The organism is Cylindrospermopsis raciborskii Cr2010, assembly GCF_003367075.2.
GTDB lineage: Bacteria > Cyanobacteriota > Cyanobacteriia > Cyanobacteriales > Nostocaceae > Raphidiopsis > Raphidiopsis raciborskii.
In genome coordinates, this window is the sequence record NZ_CP065936.1 from 3,008,749 (window position 1) to 3,035,544 (window position 26,796).

Consider the following 26,796-nt stretch of genomic DNA (forward strand, 5'->3'; position numbering starts at 1 on the left):
GTATCTTTCTCAATCAACTCCACCAGGGAGGGAATTTTAGATTATATTAAGAGGGTCTACATCAATTGTAAGACTAACACCCGGTGGACACAGTTGAAAAATTTGTCCCCAGTCTGGTATTTGTGGTAGGATATGGGGGGTAAATTTTAATAATATCTGCCAACGATAACGATTAGCCACCCTTAAAATACTAGCTGGAGCTGGTCCTAGTATATCCAGTCCTGGTTGATCAATGAAAGTTGTGGCAATGAGTTGGGCCGTATTCTGTACTTGTATAGGATCTAAACTGGTTAATCTCAATAAGATTAGCCTCCCACAGGGGGGATAACTTAAAGCCTCTCTTTGAGTCAATTCAGCACGGCAAAAGGACTGGTAGTCATGGTTTTGCACCGCAGCAATCACAGCATGTTCTGGTGTGTAAGTCTGAATAATCACCCTCCCTGATTCTTCCCCCCTTCCCGCTCTCCCCGCAACCTGGGTTAAAGTTTGAAAAGCTCGTTCACTTGCTCTGTAATCTGATAAATGTAGTAGTCCATCCGCTGCTACCACCCCTACTAAGGTCACCTGGGGTAAATCTAACCCTTTTGTGAGCATCTGCGTACCTACTAATAGATCCGCTTCACCTTTAGCAAACTGATCTAATAGTTTGCGGTGGGATCCCTTATTGCGAGTAGTGTCGCTATCAAAGCGAATTACTTGCAAATCCGGAAATTGTCGATTTAGTTCCTGCACTATTTTCTGAGTCCCACTACCAAAAAATTTCAGGTAGGGAGACCCACATTCTGGACACAGCTTAGGGTGCGATCGCCCGTAATTGCAATAATGACATTTTAATAGTTCTGGTCCCCCTGCTTCCAGATGATGATAAGCTAAGGAAACATCACAGTTAGGACACTCTAAAACATATCCACAACTGCGACAAGAAACAAATGTACTATGTCCCCGGCGGTGGATAAATAATATTCCCTGTTGTCCTTTACCTTTTAATTCTTGTAATGCTTGTTCTAAGGTTCTACTAAACATAGAGCGATTTCCCTGTTTCAATTCTTGACGCATATCCACAATTTCTATTGGTGGTAGAGGTCTAGAATTGATGCGTTGAGGAAGAGATAGATATTGATGATGAGTTGGAGAAGGGGGTGATGTAACATCCACCCAGGTTTCTAGGGAGGGAGTAGCTGATCCCAAAATCAGGGGGCAATTTTCCAGTTCTGCACGCCACTGGGCTACCGTGCGCGCATGATAGGTAGGAATTCGAGAGTCTTGTTTAAAACTACTATCATGTTCTTCGTCTAAAATAATTATTCCCAATTTAGGTAAGGGAGAGAAAATGGCGCTTCTAGTTCCAATCACAACTTGAGAGCTACCAGTAAACATTTGCCGCCAAGTGTCATAGCGCTCCCCTCGGGAAAGGTTGCTATGGTAGACCTGAACCTTATCCCCAAACCGAGCCCGAAATCTATCCGTTAGTTGGGGTGTCAATCCAATTTCCGGTACTAACACCAGAGCGGATTTTCCCTCCCGCAGCAAAGGGGCGATCGCTTGTAGATATACTTCTGTTTTTCCTGAACCCGTGACTCCATGTAATAAAATTTTATTAAACCCCTTTGCTGCTATAATAGTTTGTAGAGCTTGAGATTGATCCGGGGTTAGGGTTTTAGCTTGGTCCTTACCCATTTTTGGCCCTTGTTCCCTACGTAATCTTTCCCGCTCTTCAATTACCACACAACCTAGTCTTTCCAACAATCTTAATGTGGGCGGCGTGGTCTTACAAACTTCCACACACGCTGTTAACCATAACTCCCCCCCGTGATCTGCCAAGAGGTTTAAAATTTCCCGTTGTCGTTTGGTCAAATTCAATTCTCTTCCAGGATCCACCAAAGTAACTGCTAATTGGGTATGTGGCTTTGATTGTGTGAGTTTAAAGTAACTTTCCACCCAATTTCTATCTAGTAATTGTTTTTTACCCCTGTCAAAACCCCGTACCTGACGCTTGAGATACTGAAAACTGTAGTCCCCATCAGGTTGGGACTGCAATATTTTCAGAATTTCCCGAGCAGCTTGGGAACGTAAAAATTCTTCCCCTCCTGGGGGGATATTTTCCGATTTTAGCCGCAGACGACTTTGCGATCGCTCTAATATTCCTGGTGGTAATGCCACCCGAATTACTTTAATCAAGGGTGTATAGTAATACGTAGCAATACGACCGAGTAATTCCCAATAAGTCCGAGGGAAAAATTCTTTGCTAACTACATCTTTTACCTCCCTAACTTTTTCTAGTGGTATTCCTGGTGGTAGTTGAGATAGTAAGCGAATTGCTATTGCTCCCAATTGTTGTGTTCCCCAGGGGACAGTTAAAATATCTCCTGGGTTAATGTTTAAGTTTTCTGGTATTTGATAGATCAATAAATCTTGATAATCTGTTTCTTCCTTAATTAATTCTTCTGCTTCCCCTCCTTCATTTAATATATCTTGTTCTAAGATTGTATCTGTCACTATCTGGTTTTCCTCTAGTGTATGAGGGGATAATTTATTTTGCGGATTTTTGTTTCTAGCAGGTTGTGAAATTTTTGGCAGATCTACCAACACCTCAATCCATGGGTAAGGGTTTGTTGTGGTTTTGTATGTTTCCTTAGGTTCGGCCGCCACAAGAGAAAATAAAGTTAATGCCCGAGATTCCTGAATATACATAATTTTCGGCTTTTTCAATGGATATGGAGTTGGATCATCTTAGGGTAAAACCCCTGGGACTACCTATATGCCACCTTCTAGTTTACTACGGGTAAACAGTATTTGGCAATACTTTTTTCACTCATAATACTTGATAATCTCGATGATATACGGTTGAATCACCGAATTAATTTCTACCTTAGACTCCATATCATGTTTAATAAAAATTGAATCCTCACTACATAAAAATGAGTATATTAAATATTAAATCTTCAATTTTGTTGTTTTTGATCTACTTTTTATTTACTTTTTGTTTACTTTTGGTTTATCTTTTATTTACCCAATAAGTAATATGGTTTTTCCACCTCTTGATAGATATGCAGGTTTTTTTTATGTGACATGCTTTGGTCAATGAATATTGTCCGGATTGGAAGTCATGATTTCTGTAATTTGGATTATTTAGTAGACTTAAATTGACTGCATGTAAATCCTAAAAAACCACACTAAACTGATGAAAACAGATGAAACTACATGAAAATTCAACCTATAAGTATTGCAGATGGCATTGCTATTTCTGTTAACATTGATTATGTCCCGGGACATTTTGCGCAGAATAAAGAAGATTAGGGATATGAGTAATTTATGAGTAATTCTTTAGCGTAACCATGGTTGCCCAAGTGTCTAAACAATACAAGTCGAAACTATAGCAATCTCATATTAGCTTATCCCTTGTTACCGAATAAAAATAAGGGGAATAGGGAGCAAGAACATAAAAGTTTCGTCAATCATTGAGAGTTGCTATGGATATAAATAGGAAACAAATAAGAGTTCAGGAGCAAAAATGAGCAATTAGGAGTGAGAATTATTATTAAATGCCTAAATGAATGATCGGATCAGAATTATTAGCTGCAAGCAGGGAAAGTAGCTGACCACGGTCAGCTGAATACTGACAGAAAACTAACTATTATCAAATGAGCAACCGTCAACTAATTATGTACCAAACAAAGCAACTATCCCGAAAGGAACCCATGAATCTTTCTGAATTGGGAAGAATGGAAATACTGGATAACGCTGTGGAACAGGAAGAACCATCACTGGATAATCTGGATAATTTAGAAGCGGTAGTATTTGAAGACTCCTCAATTTTGGAGAGTTTGGAATCAGATGAACGAGATGGGGATGAAATGGGTGCAGCTCGTCCCTCGGGATATAATAAGACAGAACATGATGATGCTGTGGGAGCCTTTTTTAAGGAAATGGCCCGTTACCCCCTACTCAAACCCGATGAGGAAGTGGAGTTAGCACGTCGAGTAAGATTCTTAGAAGAAGTTAAGGATTTACAAGCTGCTTTAGAAGAGCAACTAGGTCACAGTGTTAGTAAAAGTGAAGTAGCAAGCAAGTTTGATCTGAATGAAAAACAATTAGAAAGCCGACTGTATCAGGGAAGAGTGGCAAAGCGGAAAATGATTCGCTCTAATCTGAGATTGGTAGTATCTATTGCTAAACGATATTTAAATCGGGGAGTGCCCTTTCTAGACTTAATTCAAGAAGGAGCAATGGGGCTAAATCGTGCCACAGAGAAGTTTGATCCCGATAAGGGATATAAATTCTCCACTTATGCTTATTGGTGGATTAGGCAAGCCATTACACGGGCAATAGCTAATGATGCAAGAACTATTAGGCTACCAATTCACATTGTAGAAAAACTCAACAAGCTGAAAAAAGCTCAAAGAGAACTGAAACAGAAATTTGCGCGTAACCCAACAGAAGTAGAAATGGCGGAATTTTTGGAAATGACTGTTCAACAACTTCGTCAGTTACAACAATTGCGTCGTCAAGCACTTTCTTTAAACCATCGCGTGGGTAAGGAGGAAGATACGGAATTAATGGACTTATTAGAAGATGAGGACAACCAATCTCCAGAAGCTAAAATGAATGAAAACATGATGCGTCAGGAGATATGGGAAGTTTTAGGTGATGTACTTACCCCTAGGGAAAAGGACGTAATTTCCCTGCGTTATGGATTAACAACCAGTGAACCTTGCACCCTAGAAGAAGTAGGAAATATGTTTAATCTTTCTCGCGAGCGGGTGCGTCAAATTCAAAGTAAAGCCATGCGAAAATTGCGTCGTCCTCACATTGCTAAACGTTTAAAAGGTTGGCTAATTTGATTTTAAATTCTTCCTCCCCCGGTTTTTATCACCGGGGATTTAATATTTAATATTTAACATAGATTCCTTAAAGAAAAACAAAAAATATATTTTGTCAAATATTCAGTTCAACATTTACAGTTTATATTCAACTCATCAAACAGAATATTAAAAGATGAACTATGGTAGAGAGACTACAAAATGAAAAAGATTATTGCCGTATTGATGTTATCCATTGCCATCTTGACCCTTGCTTTCGGTAGTCCTGCTATAGCAGCAGATACAGCAGCTGGAGCAGCGGTATTTCAAGCTAATTGTGCCCAGTGTCATGCTGGTGGTAAAAACCTAGCTAATGCTGCTAAAACCTTGAGCAAAGCAGATCTAGAAGAGTACAATTTGTATTCCCAAGATGCTATTATTGCTCAAGTTACAAACGGTAAAAACAGTATGCCTAAGTTCAAAGGTAAATTAAGCGCTGAACAAATTGCCGATGTAGCAGCTTATGTTATGGAGCAAGCTGAAGCTGGTTGGTAAAAATCACAAACTCAACAAATAATTAGTTAATCCACCCTAGCCAAAAACTAGGGGGTTTCTGTTTGTCAAAAATAGCCTAAGTATTTGCTTTCAAAATACTGAGGACAAAAAGATTAATAATACAAGCAGAACCAACTCCGAACATCAGGGAGCGAAGAATGGGTATATTCAGTATGTAGAAAACTGAAAAGAGAACCCGTGCTGTCACATAGGCGATCGCAGCGTATAGTGCTAATTGAGAATCTACTCCCGTCACATAGGCCATCAGAGCTGCAGGAGCATAAATCATGAAGGATTCAAAACAATTCTGATGGGCCCAGGTAGCTCTCCGTGCATATTGTGGTAACTTATCAAACATAGAACGTGGAGCGGACAAGTCATAACCCACTTTCACCCTAGCATAAGCTACTAGTAGATACGGAAGATAAATCGTGACCGCAGCGAATGGGATGGAATAGAGCAAGGTGGAAGGGACAGGAAGATTTAGCATTTAGCTAGGGTAGGATAGAATAATTAATTACATAATATACATAATAGCATTACTTGATTTAGTCTAAAACTACCAAATTCTTGAGTCATTCCCCGCTGCTTGCGAGCTTGTTGAAGAAGTTTCCCCAACTACAAAGTGCATTCTTCCTCCTCTAGTATCATAGGTCTATAAACCGGATATATATGGATAGTTAGTGATGAATAATTCCTTGCCCTTGTCTGCTTTATTCTGTTTGTAGTTATTCATTCCGTATTGCAACTCCCACTCATAAATATGAGCAAAAGAAAAATTGTGTCGCACCTGTTCGCAATTATCGTAGGTAATTAACCATTTATGTGGGCATTCTTTCATCAGGTTAGCAAAGCGAGAATGGTCAAAACACGTATGCAAATCCCCTTTTTTACCATAAAGCCTAGATTTAGTATTGGTGAAATAAGGTGGATCTAGAAATATAAATACATCGTCTCCTGGTTCAGTCAGTAGGATACTGTAGTCATAATTGGTCACGTGGGTATTAGTAAAACAACTATCCAGTGCTGCTAACCGCTCAATAGAAGAGTCTGTAAAGCGACTGTTGAAAGAAGCATTGCTATAACCTCCGCTTTCAATTGTCCCCGAAAAGGTAATTCGGTTAAGAACGAAAAATCGGACAGCTCGCTCCAGTGGACTCATTTTACTTGTAGGAGCTAGGGAGAGAGATTTAAACAGGGCATGTCCATCTGTTGTCTGTTTTTTTACTTTCCACACGGACTCGACTAACTGTGGTAGATTAGTTTTGACCATGGCCCAGAAGTAATATAGTTCGGGGTTGAGGTCATTGATCCAACAGGGTATATGACGGTGATTTTGCAAGACATAAAAGAATATGGAACCTCCCCCAACAAAGGGTTCGCGGAACTCTTTAAATTTAGGAGGTAGGTAGTGAGCAATTTGAGAAATTGCCTTTTGTTTACCACCAGGATAACGTAATGGGCTCTTAAGCATAATGGATTATATTTGAATGCAAGAGATTATTTTATTAGATGTAGTATGTAATCGCATATAAACTTTTTGTATTCGTTCCAGCGTTTAAGGTTAAAGATCTACCCTAGGATAGATGCGGAGGTAACTTCTGATATATTAAAGTGCTTTTGTTTACACTTCATGCAATGATTCTGCCTAAGGCTATAAATTCCTCCCACTAAGTAGAGAGGCACAATTATTTGTAGGATGGGTTAGGGGTAGCATAACCCATGGGGGTGTTGGGTTTCATGCATCACCATTAAAAAAAGGAAATGTTATTGTGAAATATAACGTACCACAAAATCAGCGATCGCTCACTAAAAAAATCTACCTAAGCTACCGTGTTTAGATATGGTCGTAAATGCGATCGCATAAAAATTGGTCGTTAGAGTCGTTAGAGGGCTTATTTTTGTGATTAGCGTCTTGACAACAAATAAAGACTTATACCAAGTCCAAGTATATTAGGCGAGAAGATGGCAAATACTGGGACATACCTTTGAATAATTAAAGCGTTAATTATAGCTTCAAAGACCTTTATTGCTCCAATAATTAGCAACGTAAGGCTAAAGCTACTATATTTGATTTTCGGTCGCATATTGATTCCTATTGACGACCCAAGTAGGGTGAAAATGACGCAAGATATAGGTAAGTTGAAACGATTAAATAAGGTAATTTTTAGGTTTATTATTTTGTTCATGTCTCCTAGTTTATTGGAAACTATCAATCTCTGGTAGATCTGGAGAATATTCATTTCTTTATCATCCAATTTTTCTCTATCTAGTTGAAACTGCTGACATATATTAGGCGAATCAACCACAATTTGTTCAAAAACTTGTTCCTTACCAAAAGATCCATCTTGGTTGATTGTATTTTTAACTCCATTATAAAAATGAAGACATTTACTTTCTCCATAAATTAGGGCAATTTGAGAGTTTATTATTACTTTTAATCCTTGAGAGTCTGAAATCAGTAAAGTAGGGTTAATCATCTTGTGATCGATCAGTTTTTCAGCGTAAAACAAGTATTTAATAAACTTATATTTGTTTGATAGATCACCCTTACTTGTTTGTGCCAACTCTTTATATATAATGTCATTATTATCCAATCTCTCTCGATTTATATTCATCACCGACTCTAAGGCAATAGCAGCTTGATGGTTACTATATGGAACAATGAAATCACTACTAAAAAATAATATTAATACTGTTTTGTCAATAGGTTTCAGAAAAATTACGTACGTATTTTTTAAAAGTACGTTTTAATACTATTAAAATGAACCAATCAGCAAGCGATCGCTTGTGGCATTCGTCTACCTGTGGTATAGTCTATTGGCAAAAACCTATCCGAACTAGTGTGTTAAGATAAAGGTTAGAATGGGAACCTATGGGAAGCGATCGCCTGTAGAAGCCTCCCCGAACTGCTATGTTGAGTTCAATAAGTACCTTAGATATGATGAATCAAAATAAAACTCCTCCTCGGATCCAATACCTTAAAATCGAAAACTTTCGGGCATTACGGAAAGTCGAGCTCAAAAACCTTACGCCCCTCACAGTCCTCCTAGGTCCCAATGGTAGCGGTAAATCTACCCTCTTTGATGTCTTTGCTTTCCTCTCTGAGTGCTTTGAACTAGGACTGCGTCGCGCCTGGGATAAACGTGGTAGAGCTAAAGAACTCAAAACTAGGGGCAGTGATGAGGCGATCGTCATTGAGATTCAATATAAAGAACCCGACTATCCCACCATTACCTACCACCTAGCAGTGGACGAACGCAATGGCGCACCCTTTGTCAAGGAAGAATGGCTGAAATGGCGACGAGGCAAACATGGTCAACCGTTTAATTTCCTAGACTACAAGGAGGGAAATGGAAAAGCAATCAGTGGTGAGCTACCCGATGAAAAAGACAAACGCATTGAAATTCCTCTCAAATCCCCTGACCTGCTAGCTGTTAACGCCCTGGGTCAATTTGCTGAACATCCCCGCGTCGCCGCCCTACGAGACTTCATCACCGGTTGGCACGTCTCCTATCTCTCCGCCGACAGTATCCGCACTCAACCTGAAGCAGGCCCCCAAGAACATCTAAACCGCAGCGGAGATAACCTTGCCAACGTGATCCAATACTTAAATGAACAACATCGCGATCGCCTAGAAGCAATCTTTACAACTTTGCGGCGGCGAATCCCCCGCATTGAAAGGGTTTTGACTGAGTCTATGCCCGATGGTCGCCTACTCCTACAAATCAAAGATACTCCTTTTACCCACCCTATAATAGCACGCTTTGCTTCCGATGGCAGCTTAAAAATGCTGGCCTATTTGGTGCTGCTGCAAGATCCCGCTCCCCCTTCCTTTATTGGCATTGAAGAACCTGAAAACTATCTCCACCCCAGATTGCTCCCCGAACTCGCTGAGGAGTGCCAGCAGGCAACTGCTAGAACTCAAATGCTTGTCACCACCCACTCTCCCTTCTTCATCAATCAGCTTAAGCCTAAGCAAGTGCGAATTATCTATAGAGGAACTGATGGCTATACTCGAACACAACTTATTGAGGATATTCCAGGGATCAAGGAATTTATCCAACATGGAGCAAACTTAGGAGATTTGTGGATGGAGGGACATTTTGAAGTTGGCGATCCTTTAAATCAGGAGGGTATTTAATGCCCAAAACAAATAGTTTTTGCATCGAGGTTTTAGTAGAAGAACCTTCTGCTGAAGAAGCCCTCAAAACCCTTTTGCCAAAATTACTCAAGGGGCGATCTCGCCATAAAATCATTAATTTTGGGAGTAAATCAAAACTACTTAAGTTACTGAGCCAACGTTTATCTGCCTATGGCGATCGCATCAGCAAAGGAGAAAACGTACGGATTATTGTATTAGTGGATCAAGACAATGATGATTGTAAGAAATTAAAAAATCAATTAGAGGGAATTGCTCAACAAACAGGATTATCCACCAAATCTAAACCAGATTCTGAAGGAAGATTTGTAGTTCTCAATCGGATTGTGATCAAAGAACTAGAATCTTGGTTTATTGGAGATACAGAGGCTTTGCGTAAAGCTTTCTCCAGCTTGCCGAGTATATCACCTAAATCAGGAATCTTTCGCAGTCCCGATAATGGGGGTAGTTGGGAGGCTCTACATCGGTTCTTAAAAAAACATGGCATTTATAAAAACGGCTACCCCAAAATAGAAGCGGCCCGCCGCATTTCTCTCCATATGAACCCAGATCAAAATTACTCTCCAAGTTTTAACTGCTTTAAAGCTGGAATAGAAGCCTTCCTATCTCAATAAACTTTACATTCTGCGTCTTCTGTTTTGATATCTTCTCCTTTCTCACCAAATATTTTTATATTCTTTATCCGTGGACAATTCTCATAGAAATAAATCCGATCGCACAACACAATCTCCCCAAAGTTAGATACTGAAATTATGGCAGATTGATTTTTTTCCCCCTTGGGATAATAGGTATTATTTCATCAGAAAGATGGAAAATATTAAGTGCTGAGCAAAACTTAGGTTAGATTCAATAAACCTAACGAGGGCAAATTCCAATGGTGGCGGTTTTAGATGACACTAAAAAGAATTCCATGGCGGTAAAACTGGGTGATATGAAATTACTCCAACAGTTATTACTGGATAACGAGGAAAGATTTTTGCTGGAATGTACCGACGGCGAAATAGCAGGAATTATTCGCAGAATGCTAGATGATGACCGGAAAAACCTAGCCCTTCTTAATACTGTGGTTGACCAATTTGGTCTGGAAAAAAATGCTGAACCCACGGTGCTGCAAATGGTTGAAAAGGTTCGTCAACTAATGGCAAGTGAAGAACTCAGTTTCTTTGATAAGGTCTTTCAACATGAACTGTTAAAGCATCAACAGGTGATGAATGGAATAACAATTTATAAGGCTGCTCAGAAGGTTGGCGCTGATATCATGGTAGCAATTAGACCTTTAAGTGCCATTAATTCTGAAAATCGTACGCACCAAGAACAGTTGAAGGGAATTTTAGAAATCCTCGGTGTCCGAGAACTAACAGGACAAGACGCAGACCAGGGTATCTGGTCTCGGGTTCAAGATGCAATCGCTGCAATTACTGGTGCGGTTGGTGGTGCCCCCGGTCATGAAAGGGAAAAAGCTACTATCCAAGATGCTATCCGCCAAGATCACAATCAGTTGAATATGTTGTTTACAGACTTAATGCAAAGCAATGACTCCCAAAAAATTCAGGAATGTTTTGCAAAAATTAATCAGCTTCTCACTGTTCATATAGCCGCTGAAGAGGAAGTGGTTTATCCACGAGTCCGTGGGTTTTATGGGGAAGAAAATACTCAACAACTATACGACCAACACGCTCTTTGGATTCCCTGGTGGGAAGAACTGAGATTGATTAGTCCTAGCACACCAGAATTTAAAAATAGACTTAGAGAAATTTGGGACCATGTTACCAATCATATTCGCCAAGAAGAAAATACAATGCTTGTGGCTATTGACAATAATATGAGTAGTAAAGAAACTGAACAGTTAGCTGCAAGATTTGATTCGGTTAAGAGTCAACTTGAGAAAAGAAATACAGGTGCTTATTATAGCCTTAGACAAAACGTTTAAAACAGGGTTGATGGGCTGCTAGGCGTTCTGTCTACCTGGCTATAAGGCATAAAAAAACTAACAAATTAACCGTCCATCCACAACAGATGGACGGTTTAATGTTGCTTATTCAGCTCATCAGACAAAAATGCGGATCAGGTTTTGATTACAATGAAGAACCAAGTCCGGCGTAGGCTCCGTAAAAGAAAATACCTACAACAGTAATTACACCTAAACCCGCGATTGTGGCAACAACCCACAGGGGAATTCTCCCGCCTCCAGACATGGTTTTCTCCTCCCTTAACAAATCAACAAAAAATTAGCAGTCATCTTTCCAGCTCGTTAACAGTTAGTTAAAGAAGTAACTGGAAAATAGAATCCCTAGAACGAAAATTAATAACAGTCCTAGGTATAAAGAAGTACGGTTTAGTTCAACAGGTTGTTGATTAGGATTAGGCGTTCTTTCCATGATTTACTCCTAGCGTTGAATAAACTGCATTGCTGCGATCGCACCCAAGAAGAAGACAGTTGGCACACCGAGGGTGTGAACTGCTAGCCATCTCACCGTAAAAATTGGATAAGTAACAGGTTGATTGACGTTATTGCTGGTAGCCATGTTCTTAAATTACTTTGCGATAAATGTTTCTACTTGTTTCTTAGCTTCATAACGGTTGCTAACAATTGGTACTTCTTGACGCAGTTGAGTAAAATACTCATTAGGACGAGGCGTACCAAATATATCATAAGCTAGACCTGTGCTGACAAACAACCACCCAGCGACAAATAAAGCGGGTATGGTGATGCTATGAATTACCCAGTAACGAATACTGGTTACAATGTCCGAAAATGGACGTTCTCCAGTGGTACCTGACATTTAGACTACTACCTTTGCAAAAACTACTATTGATTCTATCAAAAAAAGGTCATAGTCCCCATTATATTTAAAAGGGAGGTGCTATAAAAGCACCTTAGTGATTAAGCCTAAGTTTGGCTTGATGTTTTTATATCACTAACTATGAGCTAATCTTTACTTAGCTTTACTAGCTTGCTCCATAGCTGCTTGAGATGCAGCAGTGCTACCCATACGAATTTCGGAAGTAAAGGAAGCCATACTAAAACCCCCAAAACGTTTAAGTACTCCCACACGCATCCGTAAATTAGGACTAGCAAACCATAGTCGTTCTTCTGAGGACATGGTTTCATACTCTGTGATCAGAGTTAATGCACCATCGTTACCCATCTTATAGGTTCCAGCTACTGGCATTTTTTCTGCATAACCCATTTCCCTCAATAGTTTACCTTCACCTGGTTTAAGTAAGTCGGGTACAGTGACTAAAACTGTAGAACCTTCATGTTTTGGTTGAGTCGATGGAGGGTATTATCCTTCGCACCTCTCGTTTAAATCTGGGCGTGCGATTTTCACCGCACCCAGCTTCCGATGTTCTTAGCTATAGCTTTTGCCTGGAGTGTTAGAAAGGGTAGAGTTTTGACCAGAGTTCACTCGTGGAAACGCCTTATTTATCAGTTGCTGAATGATTTGTCGGTTTTGTTTTGTTTCCCGATTAAACACCTTGAAAGCTCTGTATTTTATATGGTAGAGGGAAAATCTCGCCCCATCCATGTTGCAATGGCGATGGTAATTTCTCCACTCCCCTACGATCAAGCTCAATTTCTGTGCCTTGATAGTAGCTCCATAATTCGAGTTGTTGACTATGTGTTTCACTTTCTGGCGAAAAGCTTGGAAGTCTTTTAGTCCGGGGACACATCTTAACTTTCCGTTTTTTTGCACTTGAAAATGCCAAGTGAGAAAATCAAACCCATCTGTCGCTGCAATTAGTTCAGTTTCTTCCGTAGCTAGTTCTATTCCATCTTTTGCCAGGGAGTGACGAATAGTGTCAAGTATTGTTTCTGGGTGATCCTGAGGTTGGAGGATAATCACTATTTCCCTCCCATACCAAACTAGTTTTCCTATATTTTCTATTTCCTTGAGGAAAATATTAGCCAGTAAGGAGGTTATCAGTTCCGATTTCTCCACAGAAAGACATTGTGACCTAATCCCCCGTTTGATTTCTACAGGAGCTATTAGTCTTTTACAAATCGCTCTTGGGTTGATTTTTTCTAGAGATTTCCCCAAATCAATTTTGATTACTCTTGTTTGATGACCAGGAATTTCCGATAAATATACTTGTAACATTCTTTGTGCATCCTGGGGGGAAAATCCCCGTTTCCATCCATAACCGTGGAGGTGGAAATTACCTTCATGGGCTGGATCTAAGGTGTATTTAATTACCCACTGCCATACCCGCTGTCTAGTGGTGGAAGATAAAACCTCTGTAAGAGAATTTGCTTGTAATACTTGACGAATAGCCAGTAATTGTGCTGACGTAGATTTTAAGATTAGCTTTTGAAGAGACTTAGCCTTGCGCAGGTCTCCAACTCGAACGGCTTTGTACACTCGTTTTTGCAAGCGGAAGAGATTGCGGCGAAATTGTCGCCAGGGTAACCTCTGCCAAGATTCACTAACATTTCTGTTGTGTCTAATCATACTTTAACTCCAACTTGTGTATTCTGAACACCTCCGACCAATTACGGTCAGTCCTACCCGAAGTGAGGGAATTTTGCTTCTCGTCAAGCCTACTTGGGTTTTGACCTTCCCTAGACCCTCAATTCGTTTTTATTCGTTCCCCCGGTTAGATTGTTAGTTTCCTTAGGTGTAGTCAATTCAACTACTGGTTTCCCAAGACTCTTACCGCTAATCCAAGAAAATGCGGCGGGAAATATATCCAGTCCAGTCGGGTTTTAATGTTGTGTCCCGCTTATGGGTAAGTTGCTTTTTTAGACTCTATTTCACCGTAGAAACACCCCATTAGCACCAGTGTCATCCCACAACGGATGTCTGATTGCACCCTGTTCCCAGCTTCACCCTCCAGTTACCGAGTCTGGTCAGTGTGGGCAGATCGGGAGTCACACCTGAGTCTGGCGGATGGGACTTTCACCCATATCCAACTGAGAGTTCAACCTTCATCTACTTGTTTATTACTAGTTGAGGTTGGTGAGGTTATTACGGATTAGTTACCGATGTTGACCCACAACGAATCGCACTCTTGGTCCCATTCCATGGTTCCTTTCCAGGTGACTCTTGCTCCACAGGAAGCTGCATCGGGAAGAATGGAATACTGTTCACACAGTTTAATTACTTCTGGATGGTCTACTGTGAGCATGTCAATTACGATGTCTGATTTACCATCTTCTGACTGTTTAAAGGCTAAATGGTGGCTAGTACGGTGGGAAAACCACTTTCCAGCACTTAATTCGAAAAACTCTTCCACATTCATCAATCTAATTGTCCTAAAGGAAAATAGCTACTAAAGAAAATATACTCAAAAATACGGTTGCTTGACTGGATTTATCTCAAAATGAAATATGTCACCATGAGTTGGCCCAAATTTCAAACTCCACTTCACAAACAAAGGAAGGATAGCAGTGGTCAGCACAAATCAACTTGATCCATTTTTCCACAAGTCCCTTAGACCTCGGTCTGGACTTTCTTCAGAGATATGGTCGCAGCTTGAGAAACATGGGGATGACTATCCTTTTCCAAGTATTTTAGAGCTGAAATACTTTTGTCCGTGGGTAGGTTGCCTAGGGCTTCTGCTAGTCGCTGTCTGACTAACCAATCTTCTGACTGTACAAATCGCAAAATATGATCTACTGACTCAATTGATTTAATTTCTCCTAAAGCTGAAATCGCTGCTTGCTGAATTACTATCTCCTCACTATCCAAAGCTTGAATTAAAATATTATATGCACGCTTATCTTTGATATTACCTAAGGCTACTGCTGCACTAAACCTAACTAACCATTCTGTATCTTCGTAGAAAGCTCTTGATAAAGGTTCTACTGCTCTATTATCTCCTAAATATCCTAGAGCCCCAGCTGCATCCGCACGAATCCCATAGTCGGGATCAGCTTCTAGAATTCTCACTAGAATAGAATAACATTCTGAAGTTGATTTAATTCCCAATGCAAACACTGCCATAGAGCGTAGCTGTATGGATTCGTCATTAAGAACTTTTTTGATTAGGGGAACTGCATCCTCCGCAGGAACATTCCGTAATTGTGTTAGAGCTATCATGCGATCGCGCAAGTTCGGACTTGCTAACTGGGTGGAGATTTCCTCTAAGCTGGGAATATTCATCATTACATCACTTTTCCATTAATATCTATTCTAGTCTGATTTGAGCTGGGGGGACATGCTTTATTTTAAACTGGGTGGCAAGAGCAAGCTGTCAATTTGATGAATCACACCATTGCTGGCACTAATATCTGGTTTGGTGATTTTGGCAGTAGTACCTTTAGATTGACCATCACTTACGTATACACTTTTATTTTTAATTTTGACTTGAATTGGTTCTCCTTGTAAGCTTTTAATTGGGCCCGATTTTAATTCCTCAGATCTGATTCTTCCCACCACCAGATGGTATTTTAATATGTCTACTAAAACTTGTTTATTTTTGGGTCTAAACAAATTCCGTAGCTCCCTTCTGGGAACTTTAGCAAACGCTTCATCTGTGGGAGCGAAGATGGTGAATTGTTCACCCTCTTCTAGGGTTTTTACTAGTCCTCCCGCTTCTAAGGACCTAATCAGGGTTTTAAAATTACCTGTGGACTTGGCTACCTCAATGAGATTTTTTGCCTCAGTATCTTCCGGTATAAATATTGGTAGTTCCGGCGGTTTTGGATCCGGACTGGTAGTGGGTTGGTTGGGGGTTGGTGGGGTAGTTATTGCAGGATTGGATTGAACTATCTCCACTTTACTCCCCAGAGATGGTAAATCCATGCCCAAACCGATACTGGTTAATCCCACAATCCCCAGGAACCCGGTGAATACTTTGACTTGACCAAATCTCCAACTGTTTCTCAAATTAGCTCTCAGTTTAAATTTCATAGATTTTGTTTGTTAGTATTTTTTGCCGTTAATTAGTTGACCGTGTCATATCTTATGAGACCATGGGAAGAAAAATATTTATTTCTATCCCAGGTGTTAACGATAGGAGTATATAATGGAGGATATATACAAATCAAGAAGTTTATCAGTTAAGAAAATATGCTGGAATTATATCAATGGGAATTATCTCACTATTCAGAGAAAGTGCGTCTATGCCTTGATTATAAAGGCTTGCAATACCGCAAAATTGAAGTTACACCGGGCATAGGTCAGTGGGAGCTTTTCCGCTTAACTGGACAAAAACAGGTTCCTGTGTTGAAAGATGGTAATAACTATATTGTGGATTCTAGTGAAATCGCTAAGTACCTGGATCTGGAATATCCCGATCGCCCTTTAATACCCAAGGAGCAAAAAAAACGCGCCCAGGCACTATTATTAGAAGATTGGGCTGATGAAACCCTTGGTGTTCTAGGACGTAAAGCCTTTTTCGCTGCTGTTAGTCAAGACCAGTCTTTTCGTAAATCACTTTTACCTCTATCAACTCCAGATTTTCTCAAATCTGTAGTGGTGGGTGTTCCTGGTGATATTTTGAGTGTCTTAGGTGTGGGAGTTGGTTTCACTCCAGATGCAATTAAATCGGCGATCGCCAATTTGAAGCAAGATCTAGAAATCCTCATGGAACTATTATCGGATAGTCCCTACCTACTGGGGGATGAACCCTGTATAGCAGATCTAGCTGTAGCGGGATTATCAATATTATTGAAGTTCCCCACGGGTCCCTATTTAGACTTACCAGAATCTCTTAGAGGCAAGGGTCTACCTATTTTAGCAGATAATCTTGATTATGAGCGATTCTTCTCTTGGCGCGATCGCATTTATTCACAATTCAGGAAACCTTTAACGGGTCAAACTCCTGCTACCACCAGCGGTCCAAGTTCCATAGAAATTGATTAAATAGGACTGTGACCTAAGCCAGAACGCTAGATTTGGTGGCGTGAGTACCGGATAGGCGTTCTGGCACTAACCAGCTATTTTTTTAGATCAACTGAAATGAGTTTAAAATGAGTTCTGGAAATCCATTAGGTTCGGTTATTAGAGGTTCTTTAACCAAGGGGTTAGAGATCAGATTACACTCTGATGTCTCCGTAGAAGATATGCGTGTTGGTAAATTTCTGGTCATCCAAGGTGTCCGTTCTCGTTTCTTTTGCATGGTGACCGATGTTGCCCTAGGAACGGCAAATGAACGGATTATAGCCAGTCCTCCCAATTGGGAAGATACTTTTTTAAGGGAGGTTTTGGCTGGTAGCAGTACCTATGGTATCGTCACCTTGGCACCAATGCTCATGTTTACACCAGAAGATACGGAGCATACTTTTAACGGTAAATCTGCCCAGAGTTCAGCATTTTCTGGGAATGGTTTGGCATCTTTTCAGCCTCAAACCGCAACCACAATGGAACTGCTACCGGTAAAAACCATACCTACTCACTTTAGTCAGGTTTACGAAGCTGAGGAATATGATTTTCGCAAAGTTTTTGGATGGGAAGACGATCAGCAGCGCAAAAACTTCTCTATTGGTAAACCCTTGGATATGGATGTGCCAGTTTGTATTGACTTAAATCGGTTTGTAGAAAGGAGTAATGGGGTTTTTGGTAAATCTGGAACTGGTAAATCCTTTCTCACCCGGTTACTTTTAGCTGGTGTTATCCGTAAAAATGCTGCTGTTAACCTAATTTTTGATATGCACTCCGAATATGGTTGGGAAGCGGTAGCAGAGGGTAAAGAAGTAAGCACGGTCAAAGGTCTCAAACAACTATTTCCTGACAAGGTAGAAGTTTACACCTTAGATCCGGAAGCGACTAAGCGAAGAGGTGTTAGGGACGCACAGGAGCTATATCTCAATTACGAGCAAATAGAAGTAGAAGATCTGAAACTTTGTGCCAATGAGTTAGGAGTTAGTGATGCTTCAATGGATAGTGCTAGCATTCTATATAAACAGTTAGGTGACCGTTGGATTCCCGAATTGCTGGGAATGACAGGGGATGACATCAAATTGTTTTGCGATGAAAATCCTGGTCATGTGGGGTCAATTGCAGCTTTGCAGCGCAAACTAATGCGACTTGAGAACCTGAAATATATACGAAACGCACGTAAAGATAACTATATTAAGAAAATAGTGCAATCTTTGGAAGCTGGGAAAAATGTGGTGATAGAATTTGGAACACAGTCAAACATGCTATCATATATGCTGGTAACCAACATGATTACCAGACGTATACATGATCACTATGTTACCAAAGCGGACAAATTTTTGCACACCAAGAATCCGCTGGATAAGCCAACACCACTAATGATTACAATAGAAGAAGCCCATAGGTTTCTTGATTCCGCAGTAGTTCAAAGTACCATATTTGGCACCATCGCTAGGGAGTTGAGGAAGTATTTTGTCACCCTTTTGGTGGTTGATCAGCGCCCATCGGGAATAGATAATGAAATCATGTCCCAGATTGGCACCCGGATTACAGCTTTGCTAAACGACGAAAAGGATATTGAGGCGATTTTTACCGGGGTGTCGGGTGGTAGTGTCCTACGTTCAGTATTAGCGAAGCTGGACTCTAAGCAGCAAGCCCTAATCCTAGGTCATGCTGTGCCGATGCCTGTAGTAATACGTACTCGGGCATACGATGGAGTGTTTTATAAAGAGATTGGCGATGTAGATTGGCAAGAGATGTCGGATGTAGAGGTTTTTGCTGCTGCCAAGCTGGCTAAAGCAGATTTGGGTTTTTAGTGGTGAACCAGAACGAGACTTTTGCTTTGCCAATTTCGTAATATCTACCACGGAAAAACTAGGATTGGTTCGGTTATCAGGTAAGCTGTGGTAACACCAAAAACCACTCCTCAAGTCATAATGGACGAATGTATAGCTGGTGGATTAGCAAGTCCCCAGAGTTAATAATATAGCAGTGATGGGATTGTCGTAACATATTCCTGGGTTTTTAGGAACAAGGATCGTGGTGACAGCGTCGTGATTACAAGTACACTAAATTAACGACTGTAGTAAATGATCTTGATATAAACGACTGTGATAGTTTTAATCAGCTTTGAAATCTAGCTTTGGAAATGTAGCTCGACTGAAAATATACCTCCTTATCATAGCAATCAGGAGATAAGCGGGGAAATAGTCTAAAGAAAGAGTGATTTTGTATAGGTGTATATAGAGTAAGGGGTAAAGTACTAATGTCTACTGTTAAAAAAGAAAGTGATAACGGAAAAACCAAATTGACAGCGGATATGGTGCGAACCTATCTGCGAGAAATTGGTCGCGTACCCCTGTTGAACCGGGAACAGGAAATAATCTACGGTAAGCAAGTGCAGCAAATGATGCTCTTACTGGAAGCTAAGGAAGCACTAACTAAAGAACTGGGGTATGAACCAAGTTTATCAGAATGGGCAATTTATGTTAACCAGTCGGAGAACGACCTGAAACATAAAATATCTACGGGTAAGCGAGCTAAGCAAAAGATGATTGAAGCTAACCTAAGATTAGTCGTAGCAATTGCCAAGAAGTACCAAAAGCGGAATATGGAATTTCTGGATTTGATTCAAGAAGGAACTCTGGGATTAGAACGGGGAGTAGAGAAGTTTGACCCTACCATGGGTTATAAGTTTTCTACCTATGCTTACTGGTGGATCCGTCAAGCAATTACCAGAGCAATTGCTCAACAGGGAAGAACTATTCGTCTCCCCATCCATATTACCGAAAAGTTGAACAAAATCAAAAAAGTGCAAAGGGAGTTGGCGCAAAAGTTAGGGAGGTCTCCTTCACCGACGGAGATTGCCAAGGAATTGGAGTTGGAACCTGCTCAAATTCGAGAGTATTTGAATATAGCTCGTCAACCGATTTCCCTGGACGTGCGAGTGGGTGACAATCAGGATACAGAACTGCAAGAAATGTTGGAAGATCATGGCCTGTCACCTGAGCATTACACCACCCAGGAGTTTTTGCGTCATGACCTCAATAACCTATTAGCAGAACTGACTCCTCAGCAGAGAGAAGTTGTGATTTTGAGGTTTGGGTTAGAAGATGGGAACGAAATGTCTTTAGCGAAGGTTGGGGATCGGTTGAATATTAGTCGTGAGCGCGTTCGTCAACTTGAACATCAAGCTTTAACACATTTACGCCGTCGTAGAAGTAATGTAAAAGAATATGTTACTAATTAGTTAGGGGCTGAGGGTGATCGCTTGTTCTATGCTATGGTTTTACCATCAGCTGCGATCGCCTGCATTACTGAGGTTTAAGAACAGGGTCTCATTCGATTCATCAGTACTGTCGCCAATAATCGGGACCTTGACTGTTAGGAGAGTGTTCCCACCGTAAAAACTAAGGCTACCATTGGTGGCAATCATTACCAAAGGTAAAAGCTTTTGTGCCAGAATTACCCTCTGTTTGGGTGGCATTGGTAGATGCGATCGCTAATCCAGTATCATCATTCTGAGCGGAACCCACCAAATTACTAGATTGGGTAATCGGTAAACGAGTATTACAAGACCGACGTTGTTTGTGGATTGAATTATCGGTTCCCCGGGAATCATCTTTGACGGATTCGGAAGTGATGGATATTTGGCAGGTTATAGTTAATTACTGGCGATCTCATTTTCCTCCTCTGCGCAGTTAATAATCTACCTTCTTGCCAACTTTGCTATATAATCGTCGGAAGTTGGTGAGTGGCCCCCGGGGCTTTAGTATATTAAATAAATTTACTGAAATTAGTTATGGTAGCAGTAGCAATTCTCGCAGCTGGTAAAGGTACAAGAATGAAATCCCGCCTCCCTAAGGTTTTACATCCTCTTGGTGGCAAGTCTTTGGTGGAAAGGGTTATTGATAGTGTTCAACCTCTAGCACCTACTAGAAAGTTTGTGATTGTTGGATATGAATCCCAGATGGTTAGGGATGCTTTAAGTAAAAATTCGGGTAAACATTCTAATTTGGAGTTTGTGGAGCAGTCTGTGCAACTGGGTACTGGTCATGCTATTCAACAACTGCTTCCCTATTTATCTGATTATGATGGTAATCTGCTTATTTTAAATGGTGATGTTCCTCTACTCAAAACGGAAACCTTACAGCAGTTACTACAAACCCATCAGGAAAATGACAATGCTTGTACTATCCTCACTGCTAATCTGGCTCAACCGGATGGTTATGGCAGGGTTTTTTGCGATGATAATCAAATAGTTCACCAAATGGTTGAACATAAAGATTGTACACATATACAAAGAAAAAATAATCGTGTTAATGCCGGTATTTATTGCTTTAATTGGCAAAATCTGGCAACCATACTACCCCATTTGGATAATAATAATGTGCAAAAGGAATATTATCTCACTGATGCGGTGGTTCAAGTCGGTAAGGTGATGGCCGTGGATGTGAGTGATGAACGGGAAATTTGGGGAATTAATGACCGACGACAATTGGCTGATGCTTATCAGCTTTTGCAACAACACATCAAGGAAAAATGGCTCCTAGCAGGGGTGAGCATCACAGACCCAAGTAGTGTTACTATTGATGAAACTGTGGAAATGGAACCAGATGTGATTATTGAACCTCAAACCCATCTGCGAGGAAAAACTTTAATTCGCTCTGGTAGTCGCATTGGACCTGGAAGTTTAATTGAGAATAGTCAAATAGGAGAAAATGTTACGGTTCTATATTCCGTAATCACAGATAGTTTGGTGGAACAAGGAACAAAAATAGGACCCTTCGCTCACTTACGTGGTCATGTGGAAGCTGGCGAAAATTGTCGTATTGGTAATTTTGTAGAATTGAAAAATACCCAACTAGGCGATCGCTCGAATGTGGCCCATCTTTCTTATTTGGGTGATACAAGTACGGGCACACAGGTGAATATTGGCGCGGGGACAATTACTGCTAATTATGATGGGGTGAAAAAACACAGAACTAGAATAGGCGATCGCACTAAAACTGGATCCAATAGTGTTTTAGTAGCACCAATTAGCATAGGTAATGATGTATATATTGCCGCAGGGTCAACGGTTACAGAAGATGTGGAAAATGATGCTTTGGTGATAGCTAGAAGTCGTCAGGTGGTGAAACCGGGGTGGAAAATCAAAAGGGAATTAGCGGAGTAAGACCTAACCTAGCTCCAGCTCTTCCCAGATCCTAATTAAACTTGATTAGATGTTTTGCTCGCTCAACTCACGGGTGATGTAGTCAAAAGGTTCATCTACAAAAGCAGCGTTGGCCACACCAGCAGCTATAGCTTGTTCTCTCGCTAAGTCTTTCATAATTTGAATGCCACGCACAGTAGAACCTATGGGTACATCTAAGGAGTTGTAGGTTTCTCTAAGACCTTGTAACACCCGTTCATCTAACACGTTCATATTGGCTGCAATCAGGGCATAAGTAGCATAACGAAGATAATAGTCCATATCACGTAAGCAAGCAGCATAGCGACGAGTTGTGTAAGCATTGCCACCCGGACGAATTAACTCTGGTAGTTCCTCAAATAGTTTAGACCCAGCTTGTTTGACAATAGCAGCAGCATTAGCATTAATAGCAGTAGCAGCTTGGACTCTGGATGTGCCACTGTCAAAGTAGGACCTGAGACTATCCAGTGCATTCCTGTCAAGATACTTACCAGCTAGGTCATAACTGTTGATTAAAGTTGTAACTGCATCGCGCATTCTGTGTTTCTCCCAATAGTTAATAGTTACTATCTATGATTAGATATTAAAGTTGGTTCCACTCATCTGATATTTGTCATTCCTTTAGAACTGGGGAATATCAAATAATCCATTAAATAAGAATTCTATGTTAAAGTTGACCCTGGTCATATAAAGTTTCTTATCTTGTAAAAATGGTGTTAAAAAACTTAACATAACCCAGAAACTTGAACAATCGTAACAAACAATACAACCTTGGTAGGACTCTAGTCTTTAGGATATTTCAGATGGTGTATTATGAGCTAAATTAACCCCCAGCAGTTAAAGTGCTTAGGTAAGGATTAGTGTAAATTAAAAGACTGGCTACAGAAGGAGTAACAATGACAACCCCACAAGAAGTGTTAAAGATGATCCGAGATCAAAACATTCAAATGATTGATCTCAAGTTCATAGACACACCCGGAACCTGGCAACATCTAACGGTTTACCACAATCAAATTGACGAAAGTTCTTTCACCAGTGGTGTACCTTTCGATGGTTCTAGTATTAGAGGGTGGAAAGGGATTGAAGAGTCAGATATGACCATGGTGCTGGATGCTAGCACAGCTTGGATTGACCCTTTCATGCAGGAACCAACTCTCAGCATTATTTGCAGTATTAAAGAACCCCGCACAGATGAGTGGTATAACCGCTGTCCCCGGGTGATTGCTCAAAAGGCTATAGATTATTTGGGAACTACGGGAATAGGTGATACGGCCTTTTTTGGTCCAGAAGCAGAATTCTTTATCTTTGATGATGTGCGTTATGACCAAACCGCTAATGAAGGTTACTATCATGTAGACTCTGTGGAAGGTCGTTGGAATACTGGTAGAAAGGGTAAAAATGGGGAAGCTGATGGTCCTAACCTAGGTTACAAAACCCGCTTTAAGGAAGGTTACTTCCCCGTGCCCCCCACTGATACCTTCCACGACATGCGCACGGAAATGTTGTTGACTATGGCTAAATGTGGTGTCCCGATTGAAAAACAACACCATGAGGTGGCTACAGGTGGTCAGTGCGAACTTGGATTCCGCTTCGGCAAGTTAATAGAAGCTGCTGACTGGTTAATGACCTATAAATATGTAATCAAAAATGTGGCTAGGAAGTACGGTAAGACTGTTACCTTTATGCCTAAACCCATTTTTGGTGATAATGGTTCCGGTATGCACTGTCACCAGTCTATTTGGAAGGACGGCAAGCCCTTATTTGCTGGTGATAAATATGCCGGTATGAGTGATATGGGTCTTTACTATATCGGTGGCATTCTTAAACATGCTCCTGCTCTACTAGCGATTACAAACCCAACCACTAACTCTTACAAACGTCTTGTTCCTGGTTACGAAGCACCTGTGAACTTAGCCTATTCCCAAGGTAACCGTTCTGCTTCCGTACGTATTCCTTTAAGTGGAGACAATCCTAAAGCTAAACGTTTAGAATTCCGCTGCCCTGATGCTACTTCTAATCCCTACTTAGCTTTTGCTGCTATGCTTTGTGCTGGTATTGATGGAATTAAGAATAAAATTCATCCTGGCGAACCTTTGGATAAGAACATCTATGAACTTTCTCCAGAAGAACTGGCTAAGATTCCTTCTACTCCAGGTTCTCTGGAACTAGCTCTGGAAGCACTGGAAAATGATCATGCTTTCTTAACCGAAACAGGTGTGTTCTCAGAAGATTTCATCCAAAATTGGATTGACTATAAGCTGGTGAATGAGGTCAAGCAGTTGCAGTTACGTCCTCACCCCTACGAATTTTTCCTTTATTACGATTGTTAATGCCAATCTTCTCTTAGGAATCTTTCTCCACAGTCAACTCCACCAGTATAGCTTTCGCTCCTACAAAGCTAACTCCAGACAACAACAGGAGTACAACCGTAAACGGTTGTACTCCTTAATATTTTCAGGCATGCGGAAACGTCCTTTATACCGTGTAGAAACGACACACTAAAAACACACCCTGCGCCCTTCATCAAGACAATTCTTAACGCACGCCCAGGTAATGAGGAATCTTTAGCTCATGGTCGCACCACTACGGCTATAAAGACTTTGAGTGGTAGGATCTACTTTCCCTTGAATTGGACTCCAATAGTGGCAAGTTTCTTCGGGTAATCCCAACTCTTGGGCAGACCGCATTAACATTGATTGCTGACGGTTTTTAACTTGTTGGTGTTGACGTACCATTAAAGCACGGGACTTTTCTTGGATAGACATATTTTTTTCCTCTTCTTTTTTGATGTGGATGGGTTTTCTGTTCCCACTTCTTCATAGTAACAGGGAATTCCGTAACTTAAACTACCAAATCCTAAATTGTTACAAAAATTTACAATCAAGTTATGGGTTTACAATAAGTAAGGAAAAAACGCCAAGCAATCTTGATCCTGGTATATTTAGTAAAATACTTTTATGTTCAACGACTTGATAAAACTCAGCTATCAAACTTGCCAACAAGGAAAAACTTACTTTAGTCTGGCTCATAAATTCTTGGGTACGCGAGTTAAAAACCATCTTTACCCTAACTTGAACAAGTCTCAACCAATTTCTCAACAGGCGATCGCAAACCTACAAGACAGACTCAATAGGTTATTAGAATCAGATTGGCAAGATGCCCAACAAGGTGTATATCCTTATGATTTACTATTTGACAATTCCTGGTTAGACTTCTGTTTATACTATCCTGTGATGTGTGTAGATATGCTCCAAGTATGGGAAAGAGCAAACCGTCAGCAATATCAAGATTTTTCCCAACCACAGGAAGAAAATATCTATCCCAGCTACTATTTGCAAAACTTTCATCATCAAACAGATGGCTATTTAAGCGACCTTTCTGCCAACTTGTATGACCTGCAGGTAGAAATCCTATTTAGCGGGACTGGGGACGCCATGAGACGTCGTATTTTATCACCTCTCAAGCATCAAGTGAAAAAATTCTCCAATCATATCCGTATTTTAGATGTAGGTTGTGGCACTGGCAGAACCATAAAATTACTGAGAGGAGCAATACCTGAAGCATCTCTATTTGGCGTTGATCTATCCCCCAATTACCTGCGCAAAGCCAATCAACTTCTAGCTGAAAATTATACTGAATTACCCCAGCTCATCCAAGCCAATGCGGAAGAACTACCCTATTTGGATAATTATTTCCATGGGGTAACTAGTGTTTTTCTGTTTCATGAATTACCAGCAGCAGTGCGACAAACAGTAATTGAACAATGTTTCCGAGTTATTAAACCAGGAGGAGTTTTCATTATTTGTGATTCCATTCAAACAAGTGATTCTCCTGACCTAGTTGATATAATTAACAACTTCCCTCGCACATTTCATGAACCTTATTATATCAATTATAGTCTTGATGATTTAGTAGCAAGATTAGAGAAAGCAGGTTTTGAACACGTAGAAACCCAAGTACATTTCTTGAGTAAGTATATAATTGCTTGTAAACCTGTTTGACCTGTTTGATAAATAGAGTTGGGACAGCCAAAAACACGCCAGGAGAGACAGATAAACCCGTCTCTCCTAGCATTCGGTGTTTAACCCAGGGAGAAGTCAAACCCGAAAATATGGTCAGAAAATATTTGGTTTGTTGCTGGAGTTCTGTTATCAACTTACGTCAATCTCAACAACCTTGATGCTTTTAGTAGTTACAGAGGTTATTGGGTGAACGTCAAGCCATTAACTAGTTGTATTTCTGTCAATACAAATCAATTGT

Annotated in this window: 24 protein-coding genes and 2 pseudogenes; 11 read left to right on the top strand and 15 right to left on the bottom strand. The window is 40.5% G+C overall.

Annotated features, from left to right (window positions below; all coding sequences use genetic code 11):
* Positions 1-36: 36 nt before the first annotated feature.
* A complete protein-coding gene (gene priA, locus C6N34_RS13775) occupies positions 37-2,691 on the bottom strand; it encodes a primosomal protein N' (RefSeq protein ID WP_057178640.1) in 2,655 nt (884 codons plus the stop codon).
* 971 nt (positions 2,692-3,662) lie between these two features.
* Here priA and C6N34_RS13780 point away from each other — a divergent pair.
* Together C6N34_RS13780 and petJ are read left to right on the top strand one after the other, a co-directional pair.
* On the top strand, positions 3,663-4,841 hold the full coding sequence (locus C6N34_RS13780; RefSeq protein WP_040009061.1) for an RpoD/SigA family RNA polymerase sigma factor: 1,179 nt from the start codon (positions 3,663-3,665) through the stop codon (positions 4,839-4,841).
* Between the two features lie 180 nt (positions 4,842-5,021).
* The gene (petJ, locus tag C6N34_RS13785; protein WP_006277323.1) at positions 5,022-5,354 is read left to right on the top strand and encodes a cytochrome c6 PetJ; all 333 of its coding nucleotides are present in this window, start codon (positions 5,022-5,024) and stop codon (positions 5,352-5,354) included.
* A 76-nt stretch (positions 5,355-5,430) separates the two neighbouring features.
* On the opposite strand, the gene C6N34_RS13790 is transcribed toward petJ, so the two are convergent.
* The 3 genes from C6N34_RS13790 to C6N34_RS13800 form a co-directional block, all read right to left on the bottom strand.
* The gene (locus C6N34_RS13790; RefSeq protein WP_040009035.1) at positions 5,431-5,844 is read right to left on the bottom strand and encodes an MAPEG family protein; all 414 of its coding nucleotides are present in this window, start codon (positions 5,842-5,844) and stop codon (positions 5,431-5,433) included.
* A gap of 165 nt (positions 5,845-6,009) precedes the next feature.
* Positions 6,010-6,828: a DNA adenine methylase gene (locus C6N34_RS13795; protein WP_115539196.1), complete on the bottom strand. Its 819-nt coding sequence runs from the start codon at positions 6,826-6,828 to the stop codon at positions 6,010-6,012.
* Positions 6,829-7,261: 433 nt separating this feature from the next.
* A complete protein-coding gene (locus C6N34_RS13800) occupies positions 7,262-8,077 on the bottom strand; it encodes an LptF/LptG family permease (protein ID WP_115539195.1) in 816 nt (271 codons plus the stop codon).
* 218 nt (positions 8,078-8,295) lie between these two features.
* On the opposite strand from C6N34_RS13800, the gene C6N34_RS13805 reads away from it, so the two are divergent.
* The 3 genes from C6N34_RS13805 (at position 8,296) to C6N34_RS13815 (ending at position 11,446) form a co-directional block, all read left to right on the top strand.
* Positions 8,296-9,498 (top strand): AAA family ATPase, encoded by a 1,203-nt coding sequence (locus tag C6N34_RS13805; RefSeq protein ID WP_071242149.1) that lies wholly within the window; start codon positions 8,296-8,298, stop codon positions 9,496-9,498.
* Positions 9,498-10,130 (top strand): DUF4276 family protein, encoded by a 633-nt coding sequence (locus C6N34_RS13810; RefSeq protein WP_115539194.1) that lies wholly within the window; start codon positions 9,498-9,500, stop codon positions 10,128-10,130. The genes C6N34_RS13805 and C6N34_RS13810 overlap by 1 nt, the downstream gene beginning before the upstream one ends.
* Positions 10,131-10,390: 260 nt before the next feature.
* Complete coding sequence (locus C6N34_RS13815) at positions 10,391-11,446, top strand: hemerythrin domain-containing protein (RefSeq protein WP_115539193.1); 1,056 nt, start codon at positions 10,391-10,393, stop codon at positions 11,444-11,446.
* A 145-nt stretch (positions 11,447-11,591) separates the two neighbouring features.
* On the opposite strand, the gene C6N34_RS13820 is transcribed toward C6N34_RS13815, so the two are convergent.
* The 9 genes and pseudogenes from C6N34_RS13820 to C6N34_RS13860 form a co-directional block, all read right to left on the bottom strand.
* Entirely contained in the window at positions 11,592-11,711 is a 120-nt protein-coding gene (locus C6N34_RS13820; protein WP_006277319.1) for a photosystem II reaction center protein J, read from the bottom strand.
* 63 nt (positions 11,712-11,774) lie between these two features.
* Positions 11,775-11,894: a photosystem II reaction center protein L gene (locus tag C6N34_RS13825; protein ID WP_197704893.1), complete on the bottom strand. Its 120-nt coding sequence runs from the start codon at positions 11,892-11,894 to the stop codon at positions 11,775-11,777.
* Between the two features lie 9 nt (positions 11,895-11,903).
* Positions 11,904-12,041: a cytochrome b559 subunit beta gene (psbF, locus tag C6N34_RS13830; protein WP_071985093.1), complete on the bottom strand. Its 138-nt coding sequence runs from the start codon at positions 12,039-12,041 to the stop codon at positions 11,904-11,906.
* Positions 12,042-12,050: 9 nt separating this feature from the next.
* Entirely contained in the window at positions 12,051-12,299 is a 249-nt protein-coding gene (psbE, locus tag C6N34_RS13835) for a cytochrome b559 subunit alpha (protein ID WP_006277317.1), read from the bottom strand.
* Positions 12,300-12,452: 153 nt separating this feature from the next.
* A pseudogene (locus tag C6N34_RS13840) lies at positions 12,453-12,788 on the bottom strand (phycobiliprotein lyase); the annotation flags it as partial.
* Between the two features lie 81 nt (positions 12,789-12,869).
* The gene (locus C6N34_RS13845; RefSeq protein ID WP_115539192.1) at positions 12,870-13,970 is read right to left on the bottom strand and encodes a reverse transcriptase N-terminal domain-containing protein; all 1,101 of its coding nucleotides are present in this window, start codon (positions 13,968-13,970) and stop codon (positions 12,870-12,872) included.
* A gap of 556 nt (positions 13,971-14,526) precedes the next feature.
* Positions 14,527-14,760, bottom strand: a pseudogene (locus C6N34_RS13850) (phycobiliprotein lyase); the annotation flags it as partial.
* 191 nt (positions 14,761-14,951) lie between these two features.
* Positions 14,952-15,623, bottom strand: coding sequence for a HEAT repeat domain-containing protein (locus tag C6N34_RS13855; RefSeq protein WP_057178636.1), 672 nt, complete (start codon positions 15,621-15,623; stop codon positions 14,952-14,954).
* 60 nt (positions 15,624-15,683) lie between these two features.
* A complete protein-coding gene (locus tag C6N34_RS13860; RefSeq protein ID WP_115539191.1) occupies positions 15,684-16,373 on the bottom strand; it encodes a fasciclin domain-containing protein in 690 nt (229 codons plus the stop codon).
* A 159-nt stretch (positions 16,374-16,532) separates the two neighbouring features.
* On the opposite strand from C6N34_RS13860, the gene C6N34_RS13865 reads away from it, so the two are divergent.
* From C6N34_RS13865 to glmU, 4 genes are all read left to right on the top strand, one after another.
* Positions 16,533-17,327, top strand: a complete 795-nt coding sequence (locus tag C6N34_RS13865; protein WP_006277311.1) for a glutathione S-transferase — start codon at positions 16,533-16,535, stop codon at positions 17,325-17,327.
* A 107-nt stretch (positions 17,328-17,434) separates the two neighbouring features.
* On the top strand, positions 17,435-19,159 hold the full coding sequence (locus C6N34_RS13870) for a helicase HerA domain-containing protein (RefSeq protein ID WP_057178634.1): 1,725 nt from the start codon (positions 17,435-17,437) through the stop codon (positions 19,157-19,159).
* 449 nt (positions 19,160-19,608) lie between these two features.
* The gene (locus C6N34_RS13875) at positions 19,609-20,592 is read left to right on the top strand and encodes an RNA polymerase sigma factor, RpoD/SigA family (RefSeq protein ID WP_057178633.1); all 984 of its coding nucleotides are present in this window, start codon (positions 19,609-19,611) and stop codon (positions 20,590-20,592) included.
* A 552-nt stretch (positions 20,593-21,144) separates the two neighbouring features.
* The gene (gene glmU, locus C6N34_RS13880; RefSeq protein ID WP_057178632.1) at positions 21,145-22,518 is read left to right on the top strand and encodes a bifunctional UDP-N-acetylglucosamine diphosphorylase/glucosamine-1-phosphate N-acetyltransferase GlmU; all 1,374 of its coding nucleotides are present in this window, start codon (positions 21,145-21,147) and stop codon (positions 22,516-22,518) included.
* 45 nt (positions 22,519-22,563) lie between these two features.
* Here the strand turns inward: glmU and apcB are convergent, their stop codons facing one another.
* Positions 22,564-23,073 (bottom strand): allophycocyanin subunit beta, encoded by a 510-nt coding sequence (gene apcB, locus C6N34_RS13885; protein ID WP_006277305.1) that lies wholly within the window; start codon positions 23,071-23,073, stop codon positions 22,564-22,566.
* Between the two features lie 359 nt (positions 23,074-23,432).
* On the opposite strand from apcB, the gene glnA reads away from it, so the two are divergent.
* Entirely contained in the window at positions 23,433-24,866 is a 1,434-nt protein-coding gene (gene glnA, locus C6N34_RS13890; RefSeq protein ID WP_115539190.1) for a type I glutamate--ammonia ligase, read from the top strand.
* A gap of 234 nt (positions 24,867-25,100) precedes the next feature.
* Here glnA and C6N34_RS13895 read toward each other — a convergent pair whose 3' ends face one another.
* A complete protein-coding gene (locus C6N34_RS13895) occupies positions 25,101-25,301 on the bottom strand; it encodes a hypothetical protein (protein WP_006277303.1) in 201 nt (66 codons plus the stop codon).
* 192 nt (positions 25,302-25,493) lie between these two features.
* Here C6N34_RS13895 and C6N34_RS13900 point away from each other — a divergent pair, with 192 nt between their 5' ends.
* On the top strand, positions 25,494-26,537 hold the full coding sequence (locus C6N34_RS13900) for a class I SAM-dependent methyltransferase (protein ID WP_115539189.1): 1,044 nt from the start codon (positions 25,494-25,496) through the stop codon (positions 26,535-26,537).
* Positions 26,538-26,796 lie beyond the last annotated feature (259 nt).